Origin of the sequence: Photobacterium damselae, from assembly GCF_003026815.1 — a bacterium.
Classification (GTDB): Bacteria; Pseudomonadota; Gammaproteobacteria; order Enterobacterales; family Vibrionaceae; genus Photobacterium; species Photobacterium damselae.
The window spans coordinates 1-24,525 of the sequence record NZ_PYOG01000001.1 but is presented as its reverse complement, the minus strand read 5'-3'; the positions used below and the strand labels follow the sequence as shown (position 1 = coordinate 24,525).

Annotated in this window: 21 protein-coding genes and 1 pseudogene; 11 read left to right on the top strand and 11 right to left on the bottom strand. The window is 41.4% G+C overall.

Annotated features, from left to right (window positions below):
* The first annotated feature begins 124 nt into the window (after nt 1-124).
* Nucleotides 125-1,339, top strand: coding sequence for a sugar metabolism global transcriptional regulator Mlc (gene mlc, locus CTN07_RS00105; RefSeq protein ID WP_005299830.1), 1,215 nt, complete (start codon nt 125-127; stop codon nt 1,337-1,339).
* An 82-nt stretch (nt 1,340-1,421) separates the two neighbouring features.
* On the opposite strand, the gene CTN07_RS00100 is transcribed toward mlc, so the two are convergent.
* The 7 genes from CTN07_RS00100 to bioA form a co-directional block, all read right to left on the bottom strand.
* Nucleotides 1,422-2,324: a LysR family transcriptional regulator gene (locus CTN07_RS00100; RefSeq protein WP_005299828.1), complete on the bottom strand. Its 903-nt coding sequence runs from the start codon at nt 2,322-2,324 to the stop codon at nt 1,422-1,424.
* Between the two features lie 225 nt (nt 2,325-2,549).
* Nucleotides 2,550-3,299 (bottom strand): LutC/YkgG family protein, encoded by a 750-nt coding sequence (locus CTN07_RS00095; RefSeq protein WP_005299826.1) that lies wholly within the window; start codon nt 3,297-3,299, stop codon nt 2,550-2,552.
* Between the two features lie 14 nt (nt 3,300-3,313).
* Nucleotides 3,314-4,729 carry a LutB/LldF family L-lactate oxidation iron-sulfur protein gene (locus CTN07_RS00090; protein ID WP_036764035.1) on the bottom strand — a complete coding sequence of 472 codons (1,416 nt, stop codon included), beginning with the start codon at nt 4,727-4,729 and terminating at the stop codon, nt 3,314-3,316.
* Nucleotides 4,730-4,740: 11 nt separating this feature from the next.
* Complete coding sequence (locus CTN07_RS00085) at nt 4,741-5,460, bottom strand: (Fe-S)-binding protein (RefSeq protein ID WP_036764032.1); 720 nt, start codon at nt 5,458-5,460, stop codon at nt 4,741-4,743.
* A 181-nt stretch (nt 5,461-5,641) separates the two neighbouring features.
* Nucleotides 5,642-7,225: an L-lactate permease gene (locus CTN07_RS00080; protein ID WP_036764029.1), complete on the bottom strand. Its 1,584-nt coding sequence runs from the start codon at nt 7,223-7,225 to the stop codon at nt 5,642-5,644.
* Between the two features lie 689 nt (nt 7,226-7,914).
* The gene (locus tag CTN07_RS00075) at nt 7,915-8,481 is read right to left on the bottom strand and encodes an LON peptidase substrate-binding domain-containing protein (RefSeq protein WP_005299820.1); all 567 of its coding nucleotides are present in this window, start codon (nt 8,479-8,481) and stop codon (nt 7,915-7,917) included.
* 71 nt (nt 8,482-8,552) lie between these two features.
* Nucleotides 8,553-9,830 carry an adenosylmethionine--8-amino-7-oxononanoate transaminase gene (bioA, locus tag CTN07_RS00070; RefSeq protein ID WP_005299818.1) on the bottom strand — a complete coding sequence of 426 codons (1,278 nt, stop codon included), beginning with the start codon at nt 9,828-9,830 and terminating at the stop codon, nt 8,553-8,555.
* Between the two features lie 183 nt (nt 9,831-10,013).
* Here bioA and bioB point away from each other — a divergent pair, with 183 nt between their 5' ends.
* From bioB to bioD, 4 genes are read left to right on the top strand one after another with little or no spacing between them, the layout of a single operon-like run.
* Nucleotides 10,014-11,066 (top strand): biotin synthase BioB, encoded by a 1,053-nt coding sequence (bioB, locus tag CTN07_RS00065; protein ID WP_005299815.1) that lies wholly within the window; start codon nt 10,014-10,016, stop codon nt 11,064-11,066.
* A complete protein-coding gene (gene bioF / locus CTN07_RS00060) occupies nt 11,050-12,243 on the top strand; it encodes an 8-amino-7-oxononanoate synthase (protein ID WP_005299813.1) in 1,194 nt (397 codons plus the stop codon). The genes bioB and bioF overlap by 17 nt, the downstream gene beginning before the upstream one ends.
* Nucleotides 12,236-13,102, top strand: a complete 867-nt coding sequence (gene bioC, locus CTN07_RS00055) for a malonyl-ACP O-methyltransferase BioC (protein WP_005299811.1) — start codon at nt 12,236-12,238, stop codon at nt 13,100-13,102. The genes bioF and bioC overlap by 8 nt, the downstream gene beginning before the upstream one ends.
* On the top strand, nt 13,095-13,778 hold the full coding sequence (bioD, locus tag CTN07_RS00050; protein ID WP_005299809.1) for a dethiobiotin synthase: 684 nt from the start codon (nt 13,095-13,097) through the stop codon (nt 13,776-13,778). The genes bioC and bioD overlap by 8 nt, the downstream gene beginning before the upstream one ends.
* 100 nt (nt 13,779-13,878) lie before the next feature.
* On the opposite strand, the gene CTN07_RS22715 is transcribed toward bioD, so the two are convergent.
* A complete protein-coding gene (locus tag CTN07_RS22715; RefSeq protein WP_036764026.1) occupies nt 13,879-14,046 on the bottom strand; it encodes a hypothetical protein in 168 nt (55 codons plus the stop codon).
* Between the two features lie 394 nt (nt 14,047-14,440).
* On the opposite strand from CTN07_RS22715, the gene htpX reads away from it, so the two are divergent.
* Nucleotides 14,441-15,322: a protease HtpX gene (htpX, locus tag CTN07_RS00045; protein ID WP_005299807.1), complete on the top strand. Its 882-nt coding sequence runs from the start codon at nt 14,441-14,443 to the stop codon at nt 15,320-15,322.
* Between the two features lie 163 nt (nt 15,323-15,485).
* Here the strand turns inward: htpX and CTN07_RS00040 are convergent, their stop codons facing one another.
* Entirely contained in the window at nt 15,486-16,700 is a 1,215-nt protein-coding gene (locus CTN07_RS00040; protein WP_005299805.1) for an MFS transporter, read from the bottom strand.
* 383 nt (nt 16,701-17,083) lie between these two features.
* A complete protein-coding gene (locus CTN07_RS00035) occupies nt 17,084-17,482 on the bottom strand; it encodes a DUF6404 family protein (RefSeq protein ID WP_050787766.1) in 399 nt (132 codons plus the stop codon).
* Nucleotides 17,483-17,835: 353 nt separating this feature from the next.
* On the opposite strand from CTN07_RS00035, the gene CTN07_RS00030 reads away from it, so the two are divergent.
* The 5 genes from CTN07_RS00030 (at nt 17,836) to CTN07_RS00010 (ending at nt 24,180) form a co-directional block, all read left to right on the top strand.
* The gene (locus CTN07_RS00030) at nt 17,836-19,737 is read left to right on the top strand and encodes an MFS transporter (protein WP_005299802.1); all 1,902 of its coding nucleotides are present in this window, start codon (nt 17,836-17,838) and stop codon (nt 19,735-19,737) included.
* 143 nt (nt 19,738-19,880) lie between these two features.
* On the top strand, nt 19,881-20,840 hold the full coding sequence (locus CTN07_RS00025; protein ID WP_005299800.1) for an HlyD family secretion protein: 960 nt from the start codon (nt 19,881-19,883) through the stop codon (nt 20,838-20,840).
* Complete coding sequence (locus CTN07_RS00020; protein WP_005299797.1) at nt 20,833-21,759, top strand: ABC transporter ATP-binding protein; 927 nt, start codon at nt 20,833-20,835, stop codon at nt 21,757-21,759. Before CTN07_RS00025 ends, CTN07_RS00020 begins: the two co-directional genes overlap by 8 nt.
* Nucleotides 21,759-22,856 carry an ABC transporter permease gene (locus CTN07_RS00015; RefSeq protein WP_005299795.1) on the top strand — a complete coding sequence of 366 codons (1,098 nt, stop codon included), beginning with the start codon at nt 21,759-21,761 and terminating at the stop codon, nt 22,854-22,856. The genes CTN07_RS00020 and CTN07_RS00015 overlap by 1 nt, the downstream gene beginning before the upstream one ends.
* A 469-nt stretch (nt 22,857-23,325) precedes the next feature.
* Nucleotides 23,326-24,180: a TPR end-of-group domain-containing protein gene (locus tag CTN07_RS00010; protein WP_005299792.1), complete on the top strand. Its 855-nt coding sequence runs from the start codon at nt 23,326-23,328 to the stop codon at nt 24,178-24,180.
* Between the two features lie 69 nt (nt 24,181-24,249).
* Here CTN07_RS00010 and CTN07_RS00005 read toward each other — a convergent pair.
* Nucleotides 24,250-24,525 (bottom strand): annotated as a pseudogene (locus tag CTN07_RS00005) (integrase core domain-containing protein); the annotation flags it as partial.

Below are 24,525 nucleotides of genomic sequence, written 5' to 3'. Positions count from 1 at the left end.
GTCTTTTATTGTTTCCACGTGATGGATATCACGGAGTTGGCATGAAAGACTTCACAATTACTTCGCAAAGTAAAAAAATTCATTTTCGACGCTTTTCTCTCGATTTGTATTACGGAGTACTGACATGTATGTCGCCCAACCAGGACACATAGATCACATAAAAAGAAACAATGCCGGGAGCGTCTATAAGCTTATCGATTTATACGGCCCTATATCGCGCATTGAGCTTTCAAAAAGAAGTCAGTTGGCTCCAGCAAGTATCACTAAAATCACTCGTGAATTAATTGATGCTCATCTGATCAAAGAGACCCAATACCAAGAATCGACCAGCCGAGGTCGACCTGCCATTGGTTTAATTCCTAATAATGAGGGGTGGCAATTTCTCTCAATTCGTATAGGTCGAGGTTATTTAACCATCGCTTTGCATGAATTGGGTGGCGATATTTTAGTGGAAGAGCGTCAAGAGATCTCAGAATTGCATCAAGATGATCTTATTGAGAAACTCCTTGGTGAGATCAATATTTTCTTCGCCCGACATGTGAGTGAGCTTGATCGAATTACCGCCATTGCCGTTTCATTACCAGGACTTGTTAATGCTAAAGAAGGCATGGTGTTGCAAATGCCTCACTATGATGTAAAAAACTTGCCGTTAGGGCCTGTTATCCATCAGGCGACAGGGCTCCCTGTTTTTATTGGCAATGATACTCGCTCGTGGGCATTGGCTGAAAAGTTGTTTGGGCACTCTCAAGGGGTAGCCAATTCACTGCTTATATCGATTCATCATGGGGTTGGTGCGGGTATTGTGCTTGATGACAGCGTGCTTCAAGGCAGTATTGGTAACGTAGGTGAACTTGGACACATTCAAATAAAGCCATTTGGTCGCCGCTGTTTTTGTGGCAATCATGGCTGTTTAGAAACCGTTGCCAGTCTTCAAGCGGTTCTTGAGCAAACAGAACAGTGTCTTCGTGATGGCCACCCATCGTCACTGCATGGTGGAAAAGTGACCATTGAACGTATTTGTGATGCTGCGGTTGAAGGGGATGCATTAGCACGACAAATTATCTCTGAGTTAGGCCATAATTTAGGTCAAGCCATTGCGATTATGGTGAATTTGTTTAACCCACAGCGCATCTTAATTGGTGGCGAATTTAATCGTGCTAAAAGTGTGTTATATCCAGCTATTATGGAATGCGTTCGAACTCAGTCGATCCCGCTGTACAACCGTGATTTAGATATTATGGAAAGTTGTTTTTATACACAAGCAACCATGCCTGGGGCCGCCTTAGTTAAGCAGGCAATGTATGATGGTCACCTATTAATGAAGTTAATTGAAGGGTAGGGCGTTTACTTACCTTGCAGATAAAAAAAGAGTTAGTGGTTGGGCTAACTCTTTTTACTTGCCATTTAAATAATATTTACCACTAAAACTTCTCTTTAATCTCCATATAACTCTCACGAATATGTTCAATTAAAGCTTGGATTCGTTTTGCTGGCTTTTTGGTATAAGGGTAAACCGCGTAAATTCCGACCACTTTACCAGCATGTTCAGATAAAATTTCAACCAGCTTTTCATTATGAAGTTCATCATAGACTAAGCAGGTGGGGAGATAGGCGATACCATTTCCTGCCAATGCGACCTTTTTAAGTGCCGCTGCGTTATCAGATGAGAAATTACCCGCAACACGAAGGGTATAGACCTCATCATTACGAATAAACTGCCAGTCAAAGGAGCCTGATGCTTGATGGTTATAGCCTAAGCAGTTGTGGCGCAGTAAATCTTTAGGCGTGTTTGGAATACCGTGTTGGGCCAAATACTCAGGAGAGGCACATAGAACCCAACGAGAGTTAAAAATATGACGAGCAATGAGGCTAGAATCTTCTAAATAACCGGTACGAATCACTAAATCAAAGTTACCCGCCACCAGATCAACAAAATGGTTATCAAGCGACATATTAACCGTTAGCCCCGGATGCTTTTTACAAAATTCAGATACAGATTCTGCTAATAGTAATTCACCCGAAATGGTTGGAACCGACATTTTAATCGTCCCTGAGAGCGCCTCGCTGTAACCTGTTACCGCATCAAAAGCCGATTGTGCGACTTGGCTAATAGACTTTGCACGATGATAAAGCACCTCACCAGCCTCTGTGATAGTGAGCTTACGGGTGGTTCGATAAATAAGTTGAATACCAAGTTCTGATTCCAATTTACTGATTCGTTTGCTCACAACTGATTTAGTAATGCTGTTGAGTTCAGCAACTTTACTAAATGAACCGTGCTCAATAACCTGGGTAAATAGAACTAAATCATCAATTTGAGGCATAGCGGGATCTCTTTATAATATCCTAGTGATTATACCTTGAAATTATAGAGATAGGTAAAGTTACTCTATTTGAATGTTATACTTGAGTGACTAACAATTTATACAAATCGATAAATATAAAAAAACGCAGCCCGTTATAGACTGCGTTATTCTTATTCCCGTATGTGCTTAACCCACTAGCATCCTACTAGTGATTTGCCATAACTGGTGGTATGTATTGGTTTATTACATATCATCAATAATGACATAAGTGGCATAGACGGGCCCATGCACACCTACAACTTTGATCAGCTCAATATCAGCTGTTGAGCTAGGACCTGAAATAAAGTTCACACAAGACGGAATACGTTCACCATTTTGTGCCATCTTATGAAGCTTATCTGTAGCCTGAGTCATTCGCGCTACAATGGCACTTTTCGGCACAACAAAAACAGATGCTTCTGGTAATAAGCTAACTGTGCGACCTTGGCTTGCTTGGCTGTATAAAACCATGGTGCCAGACTCGGCAAGTACTTGTTCTGCAAATACTACACCCGCTTGTGCTCGTTCAGCAACCTCGATGTTTGCATTAAATCCCGCCTCAGCATCCCATACGTGTACACTATGCTTTCCACTAATTAAATCCAGCGGGTTAATTAATGCAAGTAGACGAGGATCAGCCGAAAAGATCGTTTCACCTTCAACTTCGCCAGTCTCTTGGTGAGTACTGTAACTAACACAGATATTGCGTAGATCTTCAGTAAGTTTTGCTTTAGTGGTAACAACAGCGTGTGAACCTAGTGCCGTTTCTGTGTATTGCACTAAGGTATCGCGTAATTCATCTGCGGATTTATCAGCCATCACTTCACGGTGACAGTTATAACGAAACGCAGGACGCTCAACTGGTGTTGTTTGACGCTCACGACCTAGCTTTTGTGCAATGTTGTTCAAAAAGCTATCGCGGTTATAAATGCGATCTTCATTTTGAGTTGTCATGATATTGTGCTCCATTAACCTTGATTACGCTTTTTAAACCAACTACGGAATGATTCGCCCGTTGGCGTTGGTAGATCTCGTGCTTCAGTCCATTCAGCTAGAGGACCCGCTGTAAATGGCATCTTGCCATCTTTGATCATCACACTTGCCGCTTTCGCACCCACTTTAACTGCGGTATCCCATAGAATTGGGCGTGCGTTAATGAAGTTAAAGGCACCCACACTTGCACGTTCTGCGGTTGGGGTAATCTTAAGTTCGCCCATTTTTTGGCGATGTTTTAGCAGTAAATCTGATAGTGGAATCTTAACCGGACACACATCATGACAAGCTTTACATAAGCTACACGCATAAGGTAGGTCTTTAAAATCGTCGTAACCACCAAGTAATGGCGATAGTACAGCACCGATAGGGCCAGAGTAGATAGAACCGTAAGATTGACCACCAATGTGACGGTATGCTGGACATGTGTTTACACAAGCGGCACAACGTACACAACGTAGAATTGCACGGAATTCAGAACCTAGAATATCAGAGCGGCCGTTATCTAGAATCACTAAGTGAAACTCTTCAGGGCCATCAATTTGATCGGCTTCACGAGGGCCGGTTAGCGCAGTAACATAACCTGTTAGTGGCAGACCTACGGCACTTCGACATAGCAGACTCACAACAATGTCTAGCTCTTCAAAAGTTGGAACAATACGCTCCATACCCATAACCGCAATGTGAGTTTTAGGCAGGCTGGTGGCTAAACGTGCGTTACCTTCGTTAGTCACTAGAGAAATGGTTCCAGATTCAGCAACGGCAAAGTTACAGCCAGTAATACCAATATCAGCTTCTAAGAAGTCATGACGAATATGATTACGGACAAAGCGAGTCATCTCTTCAGGATCGCTTGTGCCTTCATAACCTAATTTGTCATTGAAGATATCACGAATTTGGTCACGGTTTTTATGTAGCGCTGGTACCACGATGTGTGATGGTGGATCGCAATCATCAACTTGAAGAATGTATTCGCCAAGGTCAGTTTCAACCACATCACAATCATTACGTTCGATGATTTTGTTTAGGCTGATCTCTTCTGTCACCATCGACTTAGACTTAACAACCTTCTTTGCGTTCTTTTGCTTGATGATGTTCTCAACATAGTTAGTCGCTTCTTCTGCTGTGCGAGCAAAGAATACATGACCACCATTTTTCTGAACATTGTCACTCAGTTGTTGTAGGTAGTAGTCTAGGTTTTCTAGTACGTGATTACGGATATCCATACCCATTTCGCGCCACTCTTCCCAGTTACCCAGTTTTTCAGCGGCGATAGCGCGGTTTTTGAACATGCGTTCCTGAGCATTGGCTACAGACTTCAGCATGAACTCATCTTGCATTTTTACATGAATTCGTTCTTTGAATTTCACGTTGCTGGTTTTCATCGACATAATCTGACCCCTTAGCGACTCATTAACACATCAACAATGTGCATAACTTTAATTGGCTGGCCTTCGCGTTGAATGCGACCGCCGATATTCAGAAGACAACTGATATCAGCACCAATTAAGTAGTCAGGCTCTGCTGCTTTGATATGACGAACTTTTTCTTTCACCATTTCACCAGAAATTTCTGCCATTTTGACTGAGAAAGTACCACCGAAACCACAACATGTTTCTTGGTTTTCGATAGGTAGCATTTCTAAACCCTCTACGTTTGCAAGAAGTTTTAATGGCTCCTCACGCACACCGAGTTTACGGATTAGGCTGCATGATGGGTGGTAAACCGCCTTACCTGGTAGACGAGCACCAACGTTTTCGATACCTAGCTGATTGACAATAAACTGAGTAAGTTCAAATAGACGATCTGACACTTTTTGTGCGCGAGCAGCCCACTCTGGCTCATCAGCTAGATACTCAGGGTATTTTTTGATCGACGCTGCACAAGAACCGGCAGGAGTGACGATAGGGTAGTCGTTACATTCGAAAGCAGCGATCAAGTTTTTCATTGCAGGCTTGCTACTTTCGATATAGCCACTGTTTAGGGAAGGCTGGCCACAACACCCTTGTTTTTCAGGGAAAATGACCTCGCAACCAAGCTGTTCGAGCAGCTCAACTGTTTTTTTGGCAACTTCTGCTTTGACCGTGTCACACAAGCAGGTTACAAAAAAGTTTACCTTCATGTTTTGCTCCAGTAGCGGATACCGCTGTAATTTCTTTAATTATAAATATAACGGGCGAGCCCGATGTTGTCGTACTCCGAGCTAAAGACAGTCCACTAACACTGTTTTTAACTCGCAGTTGAAGGTAAAGAGCCGATATAGGGAAGGGCTCTTTACCTTACTCAATAAGTGTTCATTATGGTTAGATAAACAGGCTCACAACTGCTGCGATAATGCCGTAAATCACCATAGGAATAACGGTTCTCTTAATGATGAAACCTTCTTTATTTGCAATACCTAAAATGGTCGACACCGCAATGATGTTATTAATACACACCATGTTACCCATCGCACCACCAACCGATTGCATGGCTAGGATCATATCTTGAGGTAGGCCAACGGTCTGGGCGATAGTTTGTTGAATACCACCAAAGGTTAAATTAGATACCGTTGCCGAACCTGAGAAGAATGCTCCTAACGCACCTAAGTAAGATGCAAAGAATTGCCAGTTCTTACCCGTTAACTCAGAGAAAGCCTTACCTGTAGTCATAATTGGTGAATGATCGCCACCAATCATCATAAATTTCACCATAATTAATGCACCAACTAGGGCAATAAATGGCATTTTGATACGACTTAGTGTTTCCGTAACCACTTGCTTGCTCTGTGCTGAGCTCATCTTCAGTAATGGAATTGAAATCAATACCACAACAAAGAATGGAATCAGTGCTGGCACATACAAGGTTTTGTAAGCCCACGATGCATTAGTTCCGAATACATCACTTAATTTGATGATCAACGCTTGGCTGATGCTCAAATCCGCAAAACCTAAATGTAGGTTAAACAGTGGGGTCGCATCGTTTAGCAATCCTTTAATCCCCAATTGCTGAATGCGGGTAACAATAAGAATCGCAATCAAGATTAGGGTAGGAGCCATCGCGGTAAGAACCGTTTTAAATGGCAGCTTTTCTACCGTATTTTCTGTATTTGTCTCTGTTTCTTTACTTAGACCGATCCCAGCTTTGGCAATAAAGATCGAAATCGTCATACCAATAGCACCACCAATCAAAGCGGGAAACTCGTAGTTCCACTGGGCAAGAAGCAGGTATGGAACAGTACAAGATAACGCGCTTAGTTGGATAAAGATGAAGTTGCGACGGATCTGTTGCCAACTCACCACAAACTTAAGTGCTAATACTGGAATGATAAAACCAGCAACAAAATGTACAGCTGCAGTTAAACGACCAGTATTAAGCAACTCTGCATCACTTAAACCTAGCGTACCAAAGCCAAACCAAGTTGGTGTTCCTACCGCGCCAAAAGAAACAGGTACGGAGTTCATAACCAAGGCTAACATCGCTACTTTTAAAGGATTAAAGCCAAGACCAACAAGAATAGGCGCAGCGATTGCAGCAGGAGTACCAAAGCCAGATGCTCCTTCAATCATGAATGCAAAGGCCCAACCAATAATCATCAATTGTGCTACTTGGTTTTTACTCACACCTTCTAGCCATTGACGAATCACATCTTCAGCACCAGAAACGGCCAATGTTCGGTTGAGTAAAATAGCACCCGCAATAATTGAGATAGGAGTAATAGCTGAAAGCACCCCTGTCACGATATTAGCGGCTAATAGTGTTGTATTTGCCTCGAAATAAAAGAGCTGAATTAAACCAACAAGTAATGCTGTAACAGGTAAAGCAATGTGCGATGGATAAGAATTCTTTTTTGTCATCATCCAAATTAATAGAATGATGGGTACCACTGAAATTATCAGATTGAGCATATCCCACTCCGGATAGTAATTGCCTGAAAACAATGTATTTGTAGTTTTATTATTTATTACGCGAAGACTGTAAGTATTTGATATCAGACTACGTCGTGGGAAGAGTATTCTAGGCATGAAATACCCTATGACTATCATTTTTTTTGAAGTGGTTTCTAGAAGGTATGTTGTATTTGTGATGGTTGTCGAAATGTTAAATTTAACACTTTGTAACTTAATGCCAATTAATCAAGTGGTTAGAGGAAATGAATACAGAGCGGGGTTTTACGATTAATGGAGTATTGGAAACAATGAATTTTCAATAGTTAACTAATCAGGCTGAATAAAAAACGACTTATGTTAGCTGAAATCTCACGTTAACGCTAGTGATAATTGTTATCAATTGCTGTTGTGTTGTAATTTTCCAACAAAAATCAGTGTTTTTTGCTGTTTTTTCGATTAGGTGTAATCAATTTACATGAAAAGTATCCAGTTGCTATTACTGCAACAAGTTGATTTTATGTGGAAGGAATAGCTTTCCTATTAAAAATGATTGATTCCAATTGAGTAATAAATGAAATGTTTTTTCGTTAACAATTACATTGCAATTCATTCTTGTTTTCATTGTTTATGAATGAATGTGAAAGAAAAAGAGTAGATGGGTCTATAGGTTTCTAGATGTGTTTATTAAATTAATGTTAAATGAATATTCAGTGGTCGGTATTGGTCTCGTTGATTACGGAATGAAGAAAAGAGACCGCAGGCAAGTGATCACTTCTACTAATAAACCATTGTTTTTGATTAATCTCTAACGGTAGAACTTCAAGCCAACGCTGACAAACCCAACTGATATTATCAAATTGAGGGGCTGGGTAATGAGCAGAATGCTCAGGATATTCGATAAAGACAGCTTTTAATGATTCAACCAGATCGTTATCAGAAAAATCAACAGATGCATTCGGCCAATTAGGAAAGGTTTCGATATTCGCCATGTACAGACCATCGTTATCTTGCTGATAATCAGTAATTACAAATTTATCAACAGCTTCAACGGTGATACCTAAAAAACCATCGTCTAGGGTTTCAAAATCGGTAATAACAACGCGGGTACCAAAGCGGCAAATTTGCTCATGCTCTATCATACATAAGCCAAATCCTTCGCCAGTTGTCATAGCAAGTTTTACAAGTCGAGTATATCTGGGTTCAAAAATCCGTAGTTGACTGATCCCTCCTGGAAGCAGATATAGCTTTAACGGAAATAGCGGCAACTGTTGCATAAGCAATTCCTAGCTAACTGAATCTTTTTATCTATAGATTGAGTATAGAAAAGGTCACCGCGATAACTGTCTCAGTTTTGCAACGGCTTTAAAACTTCATAAAGACCTTGAGTGAGTTTTGAGAGCTGCTCAGGTTGAATAATAAAAGGAGGCATGATGTAGACCAATTTGCCAAAAGGTCGAACCCAAATACCGTAATCGACAAACGCTTGTTGAATACTTACCATCTCAACCGGATGATGCAATTCAACCACTCCGATTGCCCCTAACCAACGAACTTCTTTTACGTTAGATAATGACGCTATCGGTGGTAACTGTTGCGATAATTGTTGTTCGATTTGGCTAACTTGATGCTGCCATTGGTTTTGTGCAATAAGATCCAGATTTGCACTGGCAACGGCACACGCCAGAGGATTTCCCATAAAGGTTGGACCATGCATAAAACAGCCTGCCTCACCACTGCAAACCGTGTCTGCTACATGCTTAGTGGTTATAGTTGCTGCTAAGGTCATGTACCCACCAGTAAGCGCTTTACCAACACTCATAATGTCAGGCTCAATCTGGGCATGTTCGCAGGCAAATAGCTTTCCTGTTCGACCAAATCCTGTTGCGATTTCATCTGCGATCAGTAAGACATGGTAACGGTCGCATAATTCTCTAACACGTTTTAAATACATTGGGTGATATAAACGCATTCCTCCTGCACCTTGTACGATAGGCTCTAAAATAACAGCCGCCAGTTGTTGGTGATGGGTGGATAATTGTTGCTCAAAATCTGCAATATCACTTTCATCCCAGTCATCATGAAAACCACAACTTGGTGATTGGGCAAAGATATGTTCAGGTAAAAAACCTTTGTAGAGGGCATGCATTGAGTTATCAGGATCGGTGACAGACATTGCAGCAAAAGTATCACCATGATAGCCGTGACGTAGGGTTAAGAATTTTGCCCGTGATTCCCCTTTTGAATGCCAATATTGCAGTGCCATTTTTAACGCCACTTCAACGGCAACAGAGCCAGAATCTGCCAAAAATACGTGCTGAAGCGAAGGGGGAGTAAGCTGAACTAATTTTTTACAGACGTCAACCGCAGGACGATGAGTTAGCCCTCCAAACATGATATGGGACATATTATCAAGTTGAGACTTAGCGGCTTCGTTTAAAACCGGGTGATTGTAGCCATGAACCGCCGCCCACCAAGATGACATTCCATCAATAAGCTCTCGACCATCTTCCAAAGTAATGATCACACCATCGGCTTTACTCACCGGGTAGCAAGGCAATGGATTAATGGTTGAGGTATAGGGATGCCAGATATGATCCTTATCAAACTGTAAATCAATGCTCATAAAATAACCAGATGTAAACCCGTTGTATTGTTGTTGGTTGACAGTGTACGTGCTCGTATTAGACTAGCCAAGCAGATTATTAAATAAATTTGCATGTTTTTAGGGTAATTAAAAATATAACTATCTGATATTTCATGGTTAATTAAATCATGAGCAAGAAGTCATAAGTAATGGGGATATGTCGTGGAAGCTCGTCATAACTGGAATGTGGAAGAAGTCCAGCAACTATTAGATCAACCTTTTATGGATTTGTTGTTTCAAGCGCAACAAGTTCATCGTCAGTATCATGATCCAAATCAGGTCCAAGTCAGCACGTTGTTATCAATAAAAACGGGAGCTTGTCCTGAAGATTGTAAATATTGTCCCCAAAGTGCTCATTATCGCACTGATGTTGAGCGCGAACGTTTGATGGAAGTTGAGCAAGTACTGACGGCGGCTCAAAAGGCCAAAGAGAGTGGTGCGACCCGTTTTTGTATGGGGGCAGCATGGAAAAATCCCAAATCACGAGATATGCCTTATTTGCTCGATATGATTAAAGGAGTGAAGTCGTTAGGGCTTGAAACCTGTATGACGCTGGGCATGTTAACACCTGAACAAGCCAATATTCTGGCTGATGCTGGGCTTGATTATTACAACCATAACCTAGATACCTCGCCAGAATATTACGGCAATATTATTACAACACGTACTTATCAAGATCGCCTAGATACATTAGATCATGTGCGCCAAGCGGGGATGAAGATCTGCTCTGGCGGCATAATAGGTATGGGGGAAAGCCATCGAGATCGTGCCGGATTATTGGTTGAGTTAGCAAACTTGCCAGTACATCCTGAAAGCGTACCGATCAATATGCTGGTAAAAGTAAAAGGGACACCTCTTGAGCAAGAAGAGGATGTTGAACCGTTTGATTTTATTCGCATGATTGCCGTTGCGAGAATTATGATGCCTCAATCTGCTGTGCGCTTATCGGCTGGACGTGAGCAGATGAATGAACAGATGCAGGCTATGTGTTTTATGGCAGGGGCGAACTCCATCTTTTATGGCTGTAAATTACTGACAACACCGAACCCAAAAGAAGATAAAGACATGGTGCTGTTTGAAAAGCTAGGTATTAATCGCCAGCAACAAGCCGCTAAACCGGATCAAGTCCAAGCTCAAGAACTGCTAACTAAAGTTGCGCTACAAGTGGCTTCTCGTCCAGCGAAAGACGATCTGTTTTATGATGCATCAATTTAATCCTCATTCATTTGACTCTCGAATTCAGCACGCGTTGCAATATCAGCAAGAGAAGCAGTTGTATCGGCAGCGTCAAGTGATTAACCGTGGCTATCAACAAGGTCATGATATTGCTTCTGTTATACATAAGAACTCGCAACAAGCCTTGGTGAATTTTTCCAGTAATGACTACCTTGGTTTAGCTTGTGAACCTAGCTTGGTAAAAGCATGGCAACAGGGCTTAGAGTTATACGGTTGTGGCAGTGGAGCATCGCCATTAGTGACTGGGCAACATACCCCTCATGCTAAGTTAGAACACCATTTAGCCACTTGGTTAGGCTTTGAACGTGCCTTGCTTTTTAGTAGTGGTTACAGTGCTAATCAAGCGGTATTGCTCAGTTTACTCACCCGTGATGATTGTTTAATTCAAGATAAGCTTAACCATGCATCGCTTATGGAAGCGGGTATGTTATCGCCTGCTACCATGAAACGATTTCGCCATAATGATCTCAGTGCCTTACAAGGATTATTAGAGAAAAACAGCGGGCTTAGTAAATTGGTTGTGACGGAAGGGGCTTTTAGTATGGATGGTGATCTTGCCCCATTGGCCGAGATTCACGCTCTTTGCCAACAGCACCACTCTTGGTTGATGGTTGATGATGCCCATGGTTGTGGTGTGCTGGGGGAATATGGCCGTGGTAGTTGCGATATTGCCCAGATCACCCCAGATATTCTGATTGTGACTTTTGGTAAAGCGTTTGGGATGCAAGGGGCTGCGGTATTATGCAGTGATAATATTGCTGAGTTTTTGATCCAAAAAGCTCGTCATTATATTTATTCAACCGCGATGCCTCCAGCTCAAGCTTATGCCTTACTTCATGCTTGTCAGTTAATTGAACATCAAGGTTGGCGACGGGAGAAGTTGCTCCAATTGAGCCAATGTTTTTCCCAACATCTTGGCTCTAATGTTATTCATCCTGTTACACCAACGCCGATCAAACCCATCATTATTGGCGATAGTGAACGCGCTTTAGATATCTCTCAACAGCTTAAGCAGCGAGGATTTTTAGTCAGTGCGATTCGTCCACCGACAGTAGCGGTTAACTCGGCACGGTTAAGAGTCACCTTAACGGCGGCGCACACAACAGAGCAAGTGATTGAATTGGCAAATGCTATCAACGAGGTAATGGATGAGTGATGTGATTAAAAATACATCGGATTATAACGAGACGCTATTTAATAAGGATCTGATTGAAAAGGCCTTTAGTAAAGCGGCATCTAATTATGATCAGGCTGCTGCATTTCAACGCCAAGTTGGGCATCGATTGCTTGATAAGATCGATATGGCTTTGATTGGTGCAAATACTGTTAATACCAGTGCTGTTGATACAAGCACAAATAAGGCAACAAAGATAATATTGGATGTTGGCTGTGGGACGGGTTATTTTTCTCAGCAATTGCAAGGGTTAGACGCTCAAGTTACGGCTCTGGATTTATCTAATAAAATGTTGGAGCAGACAAAACGTCGCTGCGCAGAGTCGGTGGTGTGTGTACAAGGTGATGCTGAGAATTTACCGTTTACAGCGAATCAATTTGATATTGGATTTTCAAACTTAGCTCTACAGTGGTGTGATGATTTATCTCAACCATTAAGGCAATTGCAGCGAGTGGTAAAACCGGGTGGAAAAATCTATTTTACGACTTTAGTCGATGGCTCACTTTTTGAGTTAATTGACGCATGGAAACAAGTTGATCAATATCAACATGTGAATGACTTTTTAACAGAAAGGGAAGTAAAACTTGCGCTGGCGCAATCGGGCGTGAAAACACATCATCTAGAATTTCTACCAATAACAATCAATTACCATAAAGCGATAGAGCTAATGCGTGATTTGAAAGGGATTGGAGCCACTCATATACCTAATGGACGTAATACGGGACTTATCCGTAAGTCAGCATTGCATAAGTTAGAGTTGGCCTATCAAGCATTTCAAAATTCGCAGGGCTTATTACCCGCAACGTACCAAGTTTGTTTTGGAGTAATTACAAATGACTAAAGCTTTTTTTGTCACCGGAACCGATACTGAAGTCGGAAAAACCGTTGCCACACGAGCTATATTACATGCTGCGGGCCATGCTGATATAAAGATGTCGGGTTATAAACCAGTCGCATCGGGCAGTAGCAGAACAGAAGGTGGGCTTCGTAATTCAGACGCGCTGTATATTCAAGAAGCCTCTGTAGTTGAACTGTCATATCAAGAAGTAAACCCATATGCGTTTGAAGAGCCTGTATCTCCCCATTTGGCCGCAGAACGTGAAAAAAGAACCATTGAGTTTGAAGTTTTAACTCAAGGTCTTGATAACCTCAAGCAGAAGTCTGACGTGGTTTTAGTGGAAGGTGCTGGTGGATGGCGTGTACCCGTTGCACGTGAGCAATTTTTATCGCAATGGGTTCAGCAGCAAAAAATGCCCGTTATATTGGTGGTTGGCGTTAAACTTGGCTGCTTAAGTCATGCGATGTTAACAGCTGAAGCAATTGAGCGTGATGGTTTAGAGGTTGTAGGTTGGATTGCTAACCGTATCAATCCTGGGGAAGAAAATTACGCTGAAAATATTCAGATGCTAGAAGCTCAACTGCCTGGCAAGAAACTAGGGGAAATCCCTTATATGCCCGGTATTAAAAAGAGAAATCTAGCGCAATATATTGATCTATCCGTGCTTGAATTGATTTAAGTTGTTATAGACAAGAAAGCACCATTTCCATCAATAAACTTAGTTATTAGGTAATGGTGCTTTAAGTTCAGAAAAGAGTTCTAATGTTATTTAGAGCTGATTACTTTAATTCGTGCTGTAAACCGATTAAAACTTCGGGAGTTTCATCTAGGATCTCTTCGGCATTGGCATTTTGAAGTCCTAGCTCTTTTTCCGCTTCTTCTAATGACATTCCGAGATGGCAACGAAGAATATCAATTGCTACTTGGTAACTCTCGTGGTTAGCCATGGTTCCTCCTTGCTAACTATCTATTCGCTTTCCATGTCTCTTTCATTTTTTGCTCACTGGTTCAGCTGAGCATCATGAAAGAATGAGATAATTCTAAATTATGCTAATACCATAGCTGACTTTATGCTGTGTTGGCAATACGACTATAGTCTATACCCGAGTCATTTTTACTTACCTAAGTCGTATAGAGCTACTTGAGGCTATACTTGAGTCACTTGGGTATATATTCTAACTATTAGTAACAATTTACCACTTTCCCTTGAATTCGGTTTATACGAACATACTATGTATAATTATTGCCTCACAACGATAAATAAAGGCAACGTTTAATAACGCTGACAGACTAAAGGGACTGTTAAGTTTTAAAGCTTCGGCACTGGAGATAAAGAAAGATATGAAGCGTATTCTACTGTTCTTGGCAACTAACCTTGCTGTAATGCTGGTATTTAGCATTGTATTGAACATTATTTTTGCGGTAACAGGCATTAAATCAACAAGCATGGGTGGTTTGTTGGTGATGGCGGCACTATTTGGTTTTGGTGGCTCGCTGATCTCACTGATGATGTCAAAGTCGATGGCTTTACGTTCAGTGGGTGGTATGGTGATCGAACATCCTCGTAATGAAACTGAGCATTGGTTAATGGAAACTGTTGCTCGTCAAGCACAGCAAGCCGGTATTGGTATGCCTACTGTGGCGATTTACGATGCTCACGATATTAATGCGTTTGCAACCGGTGCTAAACGTGATGATGCACTCGTTGCTGTTTCAACTGGCTTATTGCACAGTATGACTCGTGATGAAGCAGAAGCTGTATTGGCTCACGAAATTAGCCATATTTCAAACGGTGATATGGTTACGATGACCTTGATGCAAGGCGTGGTGAACACCTTTGTTATCTTTATTTCTCGTTTAGTTGCTGGCGCTATTAGTGGCGTGAACAATAACGATGAAGAAGGGGAAGGCGGAAGCTATATGACGTACTTTATCGTTTCTTCTATCATGGAAGTATTGTTTGGCTTCTTAGCAAGCATCTTAACCATGTGGTATAGCCGCCATCGTGAATTTAAGGCTGATGCAGGCTCTGCTCATTTGGTTGGTAAGCAGAAGATGATTGCAGCACTTGAGCGCTTGAAGATGAGTCATGAAGAGCCTCATTTGGAAGGTTCTATGATGGCATTTGGTATCAATGGTAAGAAATCATTGTCTGAATTGTTTATGACTCACCCACCGCTAGAAAAGCGTATTGAAGCGCTTCGTACTGGTGAGCATCTATAATCTTTGAGTGCTTATAATCTTAGAGGCACTCTTGGTGGATAAGCGTTTATCACATAAGTACTTATTGCACTAGATAAGTAAGCGTCATTAAAAAGCCCCAATAACTCAGACTGTTCTGTGGTTATTGGGGCTTTTTGTTGTCTGATTTTTACTTGCTGATTAATTAAGAAGCGTGTTGTGCAATCAGACGAGGTACAGGTTTATCATTAATGGGTAAATGCAGTAGCGCGGCAATAAGTGCCATAACAACAGTGGTCCACCAAATTGGAGTATAGCTATGATAATAATCGAAAATACGACCGCCGACCCAAGCCCCTAAGAAACTGCCTACTTGGTGAGTGAAGAAAACTAAGCCATAGAGCGTTGATAAGTAACGAGCCCCAAAGATTTGACGAACTAGACCGGAAGTTAACGGTACAGTACCAAGCCAGCAGAAACCAATGGCAGCACCAAAAATCGAAGCGGTATTAACAGTAACAGGGAAGGTCACAAATGCAGCAATGATCACCGTACGCATTAGATATAGAGAAGACATCACATAACGTTTATCAAATCTATCACCCATCAAGCCCCAAAAGTATGAGCCAAAGATATTAAATACACCAACATAAGCCAGTGCCATAGCTGCGGTATTGCCTGGTAATCCTTTATCACCGAGATAACTTGGCAGGTGGGTGGCAATAAACATCACTTGGAAACCACAAACAAAAAAGCCAGCATGGATCAGCCAATAATTGCGGTTACGAAATGCTTCTTGTAACGCTTCCGATAAGGTTTGGCTATCATCAACCTGTGATGGGGTATCTGATGTTGCTTTTTGAGATTTAATAAACCCTGCAAATGCGATCATTACACAGCAAATTACGGCAAAAATTTGCATTGCTGTTTGCCAATCAAAATTACGTAATAAAGCTTGTGCTCCAGGAATGACGGCAAACATACCAAAAGATCCTGCTGCGGTAGTCAGGCCAAACGCTTTTGCTGTGTGCTCTGCAGGTACAACACGAGCAACTGCTCCTAAAATGATCACATAACTTGTTGCGCTAAGACCTAGGCCGATTAAAGCACCGATTGTTAAATACAGCACACTTGGCGTTGCAGCTAGAGAGGTTAAGTATAAGCCCGCACCATAGGCAATCGCACCCACAATGATGATACGTCTTGCACCAAAGCGGTCAGCCGCCATGCCAACAAAGGGTTGGAATAGGCCAAAGAGTAAGTTTTGGAGCGCAATGGCTAAACTGAAAAACTCACGGCCAGTATGAAATGTATCGGAGATCGGCATCATGAAAATACCGAATGACTGTCTGATCCCTAGACTAATAATTAAAATTCCAATGCCCATCCAAACTAATAATGGAAAACGGAAAATACTCATTAATGGTGCTCTTTATGGTGGTGATGGTTATCGGTTGTATTTTGTTGATGGCAGCCGCCACTGGTTGCGTTATGCGCTAAGGCATCCAGTAAAGGTTGACAATTGTGAAAACATTTAGTGCCTTAACATATCGCTCAACATAATAGATAAGCGATGAACAATTTGGCTTTATCGGCCAAGAACGAAAAGAGCGCGGATACTAGAGAAAAGAGGGGGATGAGGCAAATGAATAATATTCACTATATTTATGCAAATTTTGCATGCCGAGTGAATATAAGCCGAATCGAGCAAATAAGTGCGTATTATAATCATTGAAATAATGGTCAGCTTACAGGCAAGAGATATAAGTTGACCATCAGTGACTTCAAGTTGTGCTCTATGAACTAAGAAGCGATAGAGTGCTCTGTTGTGGTATGCACAGGCGTTAATGATTGCCATTGTGATAGGTGATGGCGTTTAGCCGATGTCTGATAATAGAGTGTCATCAATGCGCCAAAAATGATCCCAGCTGCAATAGATGTCGCCAATGCTGAGAATAAGCTAATACCACCTTCCATCCAATTAGTGAAAAGCATAATTAAAGCCAATAAACATCCAAACCAACTCGCTGAAAAACTGAAGGTATATAGGGCAGAGCAGTAATGTGGGGGTGGTACTTCTAATCCACATTTGCGAGCTAAACGATATATTGGTGGATTATAATTAGATTCTCGAATTCCTGAATGCTGAAGTTCTTGGTAGGCAGCATCGAGTTTTTGTTGAAAAATAGAGGTTATCGTCATAAACATAAGTCCTTAAAGTCCGTTTTATCATACCCAGTTTATTCATTATCAAGTGTTACTACTCACTAAGGTCTTATCTAATTAGTGCTATAATTTTTAAATTAAAACAAATAATTAGTCAGTTTTTACAGTGAATAATAGAAGCAACACACGATAAAAATGATTAAACTAAAGCAAGGATGAGTAATGAGCAAAATATGGATTCGTTTTACCTGAAATTTTCAGCTAGGTACAATAAAAAGCGTTTATACAAACCATTAAATCTATTGTTCCTAATTAAATATTGAACGCTGTTCGATTGTTGTTTATAATTAACGAAATCCTATAAAAAAACGATTAAATGTAGGTTCGCCATGAGTCAATTTTCCTTAATGAAAAAGCGTCACTTTTTGCCTTATTTTCTTACTCAAGCATTAGGTGCCTTTAACGATAATTTATTCAAAAATATCTTACTGCTGTTTGTGGTCTTTTCTGCGCTGTATTCTCAACAACACAGTACGATGTTAGTCAATGTCGCTGCCGGGTTATTTATTCTGCCTTTTTTCCTTTTATCTCCCATTGGCGGACAGTTAGCAGATAAATATGAGAAATCTCGTTTAATTCGAATCATTAAAGCCTGCGAGATTGTGATTATGACCTTTGCCGCAGGCGCACTCTGGCTCCAATCGGTTCCTGCTATGTTGTTAGCGTTATTTTTAACAGGTGCACAATCTGCCTTCTTTGGTCCTGTAAAATTTGCACTTTTGCCACAACACCTGTCAGAAAAAGAGATCGTTGGTGGTAACGCATTGGTGGAAATGGGGACGTTTATAGCGATTCTTGGCGGTACATTGTATGCAGGATATCTCTTTGAGTACTCCCATAACGTGGCCTTGGTTGCAGGTGGTTCAGTCGTTATTTTGTCAATACTTGGGTACTTAAGCAGTCGTGCGATTCCGTATGCTGCGGCCAATAATCCAAACCTTGTTATCAATTGGAATCCAATTACTCAAGTTACCAAAACCTATAAAGCGGCAAAAGCAAATCGTACGGTTTTCCTATCAATTTTAGCGATCAGCTGGTTTTGGTTTTTAGGGGCGACTTATCTGACTCAACTGCCAAACTTTTCGAAATTGTTCATAAGTGCTGAACCTAAGTATGTCAGTTTGCTCTTGACCTTGTTCTCGATTGGTATCGCTTTAGGATCATTAGCTTGTGAAAAGTTATCTAATCATCACATTGAGTTGGGTATTATTCCGATTGGTGCGTTAGGAATCAGTATCTTTGGTATTGAGTTTTATTTTGCCGCTCAACACATTGCTATTTCTGACTCTATGACGGTTTGGGGTTTTATCACTAATAACCTCCGTTTAGTTATGGATCTTATCTTAATCAGTGCATTTTCGGCTATTTATGTCGTACCGCTAAATGCGTTGATCCAAGAGCGAAGTGATAAAGAGAGCCGAGCCCAAGTGATTGCAGCAAACAACGTGATGAATGCCTTTTTTATGGTGTTCAGTGCCGCTGTCTCTATTCTAATGCTTAGTGTGTTTAAACTATCAATTCCTCAGTTTCTGCTGGTGGTCGCAGTAGTGAATATTTTTGTTACTCTCTATGTATTTGCTCAAGTACAAGAGTTTCTTGTTCGCTTTGTGGTGTGGGTTGTAACTCACATTATGTATCGCATCAAAGTAAAAGGGACCGAAAATATTCCCTCAGAAGGTGCGGCGGTACTGGTTTGTAATCATGTGAGTTATGTTGATGCGTTATTAATTGCAGCAACCTGTAATCGACCAGTACGTTTTGTGATGGATAAAGACATCGCGAATATGCCCGTTATGAAATATTTTTTCCGCTGGGCTAAAACCATTCCAATTTGTGCTGCGGGTAAGTCGCCAAGTATCTATAAAAAAGCGTTTAAGACCATTGCTGAAGATTTAGAAGCCGGGGAGATTGTGTGTATTTTCCCTGAAGGTAAGTTGACCTGGAGTGGGGAGCTCAATGAGTTTCGTCGTGGTATTGAACGAATTATAGAGCAAACTCCCGTACCTGTGATCCCGATGGGGCTTAAAGGTGTATGGGGTTCATTTTTCAGCCATGAAGGTGGGCGCGCATTTACGACTCGTCCTAAGCGATTTTGGTCGAAGTTAGAAGTCGTAGTGGATAAACCTGTTGCTCCTCAGCACGTTTCAGCTCCCATGTTACAAGAGATAGTACAAGAACTGGTTTATGGTCAGCCATCGTTACAGCAGGATATGCTTTCTACCCCAGAATAGCGTTTATTTATGATGCTTGATTGGATAATAGCAACAAGTTATTTCGAAAATGGCATTTTATATACTCTTTTGTGGCTCTACTCTATGTATTTAATCTAACAAGGATTTATTATAGGTATAGAGTTCACAAAAGAGTTGTTGCTATGTATAAGAACTTAGCATTTATATTATCTATATCGATATTGGTTTCATTAACTGGATGTAATGATTCTACCTCACATCAGGCGCTTGGCACGTTAGAGCGCGATACTGTCCGTTTAACAGCCACATCGAACGAAATTATTCGGAAAATGCCAATTCAAGAAGGGCAAAAAGTTAAGGCTGGAGATCTTCTGGTACAGCTTGATGATCAGATGCAAAAAGCCGCGTTAGAAAAAGCACGCGCCGAACAAGGAAAAGCCAAAGCGTATTTGCAACGGCTATTAAATGGCGAGCGTCCTGAAGATATTGCCACCGCTCAAGCCCATTTAGCGAAAAGCCAAGCCAATTTACAAGATGCAAAACAGAACTTTCAACGTGTTGCTAAATTGGTAAAACGCAAAGTGATGACTCAAGCTGATTTAGATAATGCTCAAGCTCAGTTATCTGCGGCTATTGCCGATGTTACTGCAAATCAAGAGACATTAGATAAGTTGGTTCAAGGCACTCGTATTGAAGATATCGCTCAAGCAGAGCAAGCGTTAAAAGCCTCTCAAGCAGAAGTGGCTCTCCAACAGCAAAAACTGTCAGACTTAACCGTGGTTGCAACCCGAGACGGTATCCTTGATTCGCTGCCATACCATGTTGGTTCTCGTGTGCCGCTTAATGGCGTTGTGGCAATTGTTGAAGCCAATACGGCCCCTTATGCACAAGTCTATATTCCAGAACCTTACCGTGTCCATTTAAAAGCCGGTGATAAGCTAACGGTTCATGTCGATGGCTTAGATACGCCATTTCAGGGCACTTTGCGTTGGATTGCAACAGAGTCAACCTTTACCCCTTATTATGCGCTTAATGCTGAAGATCGGGCTCGTTTAGTCTATCTAGCTAAAATAGATCTTCCTACTGATGCTGTTGATCTTCCCTCTGGCGTACCAGCGCAAGTGGACATGCCTCATGAGTGATCTTGCTATTTACGCCTCTGAGCTAACAAAACAATTTGGGGATTTCACTGCGGTTGATAATTTGAATCTTCAGGTTCCAAAGGGAAGTATTTATGGCTTTCTTGGCCCTAATGGATGCGGTAAATCAACCACACTTCGAATGCTAACTGGCTTGCTGCAACCCAGCTCAGGAAAAGTTGAAGTGTTAGGATTAGAGATCCCGAAACAGGCAGAAAAGCTACGGCTCCAACTTGGCTATATGACACAAAAATTCTCTTTATATGAAGATCTTACGGTAAAAGAGAATTTGCAATTTATAGGTCAAATATTTGGTATGGGCCCCAAAGCGTTAAAGCAAAGACTCGACTCACAGCTGGTGACTTACGGTTTAGATACCAAATCAAAGCAGCGCGCTGGCAGTATGAGTGGGGGGCAAAAGCAACGTTTGGCACTTGCAGCAGCGACCATGCATTCCCCTAAGTTATTGCTGTTAGATGAACCCACATCTGCGGTGGATCCTGAGAATCGTCGAGAATTCTGGGAGCAGCTATTTGATCTTTCGGATCAAGGCACCACCATTTTGGTTACAACGCACTATATGGATGAAGCCGAACGTTGTCATGGTCTCGCGATTATGGAAGCGGGCGTGGTGCGTGCTGATGGTTCACCAGAACAGCTAATGACGCAAATGGGGGTAACTGTGGTGGAAGTAAAAGCCCCGGGGTTACGCCAGCTTAAAGAGCTTTGCCTACAAAAAGCAGAAGTACGTTCAGCGGCTCAACTTGGTATTCGCTTAAGGGTATTAATTAATAATAGTGTCAGCGATCCCATTGGTTGGTTACAACAGCAGTTTCCTCAGTTGCAACAAGCTGAAATTACGCTTGCTAGACCAAGCCTTGAAGATGTTTTTGTGACCAGTACAGGTTCAGGGAGGCAGTAATGTTACAGAGTCTCTATCGAATCAAAGCCATAATGCTAAAAGAAGTCCGTCAGCTATCACGTGACAGGATCACATTTGGTATGGTGGTGATGATCCCTCTGATTCAGTTACTGTTATTTGGTTACGCCATTAATACGGATGTTCGCAATATTCCCGTAGCGGTTGTTGATCAAAGCCAGTCTGTTCTTGGTCGTGAAGTGGTGCAATCGATTAAAGCCACTCAAGTTATCGCTGTACAAGAGCATTTGTTAACACCAAAACAAGCAGAGCAAGCGATTGTTGATGGCCGAGTTCGTGCAGCATTAATTTTGCCTGCTGATCTTGCTAATCGTATGGAAAATCGTTTAACGGTAGGTCAGTGGCTGGTCGATGGTTCGGACACCATGATCAGTAGTGCTTTAATGCAGCTAAGTAATATGCCGTTGCCAATAAGCAGTCATTACCAAAGTGCGAACAGAAAAAGCTTTGATGTCGCACTATTTTTTAACCCTGAACGCCGTTCTGCTGTCAATATTGTGCCCGGTTTGCTTGGGGTTATTTTAACAATGACGATGATCTTATTTACCTCGGCAGCGATTGTGCGTGAGCGAGAAAGGGGAAATCTTGAATTGCTGATCACAACCCCAGTTCACTCTTTGGAGTTGATGGTTGCCAAAATCATTCCCTATATCTTTGTTGGTTTGATTCAAGTTGTGATTATTTTAGGGCTTGGCTATTTTATTTTTGATGTGCCTATCAACGGTGGGCTTGGTCAGATATTTATTGGAACCTTGCTGTTTATTGCCGCAAGTCTCACCCTTGGTTTGGTGATCTCAACCATTGCGAAAACTCAGCTACAAGCGATGCAAATGACGGTGTTTATCTTGCTCCCATCTATTTTGTTATCCGGCTTTATGTTCCCTTATGAAGGTATGCCTGTCGCTGCGCAGTGGATTTCAGAGATTCTGCCTGCAACACACTTTATGCGTATGATTCGCGGTATTGTGTTGCGAGGGGCTGAAGTGGTCGATTTATGGCGTGATGCATTATGGCTATTGGGATTCACTTGCCTTGGACTGCTGGTTGCCTCATTACGATTTAAAAAATCCCTTGATTAAATGAAGTAAGGCAGAGTCAGTTGAAGAGAAAACAGCCAATCATCATATCCGATAATTGGCTGTTTGTTTATTTGCTTCCATGTACTTTTGTGTACTTAATTGATCATTGGATGAAGGATCACAAAACCTAAAACGGCGAGTAAAAGGCTTACTCCTGTAGGGATCATCCATAAATGTTTATCAGGCTTCTTTTCCATAGTCTCCCCTTAATTCCTTTCAATGAGAGTCATGCCTTGTGTCATATCGACTTGATAAGTATTACTGATTCCCATCAGATGGCAATCAAATTTGTTATATTTTTGTTGTAAATTAGATCTATCTAGAAAATCCACAAAATTTGTGGGCTAATCTTTATTATTCTCCGTTTTATTAAATCGCATCAAATTTCATATTCATTGGATTTTTATACTATGATTCTGTTATCGTTAGAGTTCTAATGATTGTTTGACGGTATATTTAGGGGTTAATAATGGTAAGAAATAGGTTTTGGTTAGTGATTTTTTTGCTGTTTTCTTGCCAAGTATTTGCTGATACAACATCAGAAGTACCGTATTCGCAGAAAAGTATTTATGAAAAGCCTTTAATGGAGCGATATGTTCTTGATGAATTGAAGTCATTACGTACAGATCAACAGGATTTAGAGCGCCGACTCATCAAAGAAATTACCGATCGTGAGTTGACGGTTGCTGATAAGTCAATGAACTACGCCAATGTGACTGTGACGTATTTCTTTTATATTATTGCAGGCGTTGCCTCGTTGATCGCACTTGTTGGCTGGCAGTCATTAAAAGAAATTAAAACGAACACAAAAGAAATGGCGGATAAACAGCTTAAAGAGATCACCGAGCAGTATGAAATGAAATTCCGTGCATTAGAGCGAGATTTAAAGCGTAAAACTCGTATTATTACGGAAAATAACCGAGAAATTGAAATCATCAATGAAGTCCATAACTTATGGTTACGTGCTCAGAATGCGCAGACACCAGAGCAGCAGATGGAAATCTATGATGAGATCCTTAAAATTCGTCCTGGTGACTTAGAAGCGCTAACTTATAAAGCCGATGCTGCGATGGCATCAAAAGAATATCGCTGGGCGCTGAGTTTGTGTAATCGAGTGCTGGAAGTGGATGACACCAATGCTCAAGCGCTTTATCAACGGGCTTGTGCCTATGCATGTTTAGGGGCAGAAGAGCAGGCTATTTCAGATTTAGAGCGAGCTATCAACGAAAGTGCATCACTTCGAGATTCAGCCGCTGATGAGCCAGATTTTGAAAATTTACACGGCAATGAACGCTTTGAGGCACTATTGATTTTTGCCGAGTAACGAATCTTCTTTGTTCTTGATATATAGAGGTATATAGAGTGGCTGGTTATGGAGTTATATCTGTAGTGGTCAACAAATACTGGCCACAGTATTAGAGGTTAACCAATATAATCGTTCGGATTCATTCGGTGTTAATCCTTATATTGATGTGGTCGTAATTGGCTGTAATAACCAATAATATATCGAGTGATTTCGTGTTTTGCTTCAGCAAAACTACGATAACCTACATTTGGTACCCATTCTGTTTTTAAACTTCTAAAGAAACGCTCCATAGGTGCGTTATCCCAACAATTTCCTCGCCGAGATAAACTTTGTTTAATCTGGCATCGCCATAATAATTGTCGG

Bases quoted from the DNA above. Each gene is read 5' to 3' on its own strand.
- CTN07_RS00040 (WP_005299805.1), bottom strand. From the start codon at position 16,700: ATGAGTATTTTCCGTTTTCCATTATTAGTTTGGATGGGCATTGGAATT.
- CTN07_RS00010 (WP_005299792.1), top strand. From the start codon at position 23,326: ATGGTAAGAAATAGGTTTTGGTTAGTGATTTTTTTGCTGTTTTCTTGC.
- CTN07_RS00085 (WP_036764032.1), bottom strand. From the start codon at position 5,460: ATGAAGGTAAACTTTTTTGTAACCTGCTTGTGTGACACGGTCAAAGCA.
- CTN07_RS22715 (WP_036764026.1), bottom strand. From the start codon at position 14,046: ATGGCTAACCACGAGAGTTACCAAGTAGCAATTGATATTCTTCGTTGC.
- CTN07_RS00015 (WP_005299795.1), top strand. From the start codon at position 21,759: ATGTTACAGAGTCTCTATCGAATCAAAGCCATAATGCTAAAAGAAGTC.
- CTN07_RS00080 (WP_036764029.1), bottom strand. From the start codon at position 7,225: ATGCTCAATCTGATAATTTCAGTGGTACCCATCATTCTATTAATTTGG.
- CTN07_RS00030 (WP_005299802.1), top strand. From the start codon at position 17,836: ATGAGTCAATTTTCCTTAATGAAAAAGCGTCACTTTTTGCCTTATTTT.
- mlc (WP_005299830.1), top strand. From the start codon at position 125: ATGTATGTCGCCCAACCAGGACACATAGATCACATAAAAAGAAACAAT.
- CTN07_RS00020 (WP_005299797.1), top strand. From the start codon at position 20,833: ATGAGTGATCTTGCTATTTACGCCTCTGAGCTAACAAAACAATTTGGG.
- bioC (WP_005299811.1), top strand. From the start codon at position 12,236: ATGAGTGATGTGATTAAAAATACATCGGATTATAACGAGACGCTATTT.
- CTN07_RS00075 (WP_005299820.1), bottom strand. From the start codon at position 8,481: ATGCAACAGTTGCCGCTATTTCCGTTAAAGCTATATCTGCTTCCAGGA.
- CTN07_RS00095 (WP_005299826.1), bottom strand. From the start codon at position 3,299: ATGACAACTCAAAATGAAGATCGCATTTATAACCGCGATAGCTTTTTG.
- CTN07_RS00090 (WP_036764035.1), bottom strand. From the start codon at position 4,729: ATGTCGATGAAAACCAGCAACGTGAAATTCAAAGAACGAATTCATGTA.
- CTN07_RS00035 (WP_050787766.1), bottom strand. From the start codon at position 17,482: ATGACGATAACCTCTATTTTTCAACAAAAACTCGATGCTGCCTACCAA.
- bioD (WP_005299809.1), top strand. From the start codon at position 13,095: ATGACTAAAGCTTTTTTTGTCACCGGAACCGATACTGAAGTCGGAAAA.
- htpX (WP_005299807.1), top strand. From the start codon at position 14,441: ATGAAGCGTATTCTACTGTTCTTGGCAACTAACCTTGCTGTAATGCTG.
- CTN07_RS00100 (WP_005299828.1), bottom strand. From the start codon at position 2,324: ATGCCTCAAATTGATGATTTAGTTCTATTTACCCAGGTTATTGAGCAC.
- bioF (WP_005299813.1), top strand. From the start codon at position 11,050: ATGATGCATCAATTTAATCCTCATTCATTTGACTCTCGAATTCAGCAC.
- bioA (WP_005299818.1), bottom strand. From the start codon at position 9,830: ATGAGCATTGATTTACAGTTTGATAAGGATCATATCTGGCATCCCTAT.
- CTN07_RS00025 (WP_005299800.1), top strand. From the start codon at position 19,881: ATGTATAAGAACTTAGCATTTATATTATCTATATCGATATTGGTTTCA.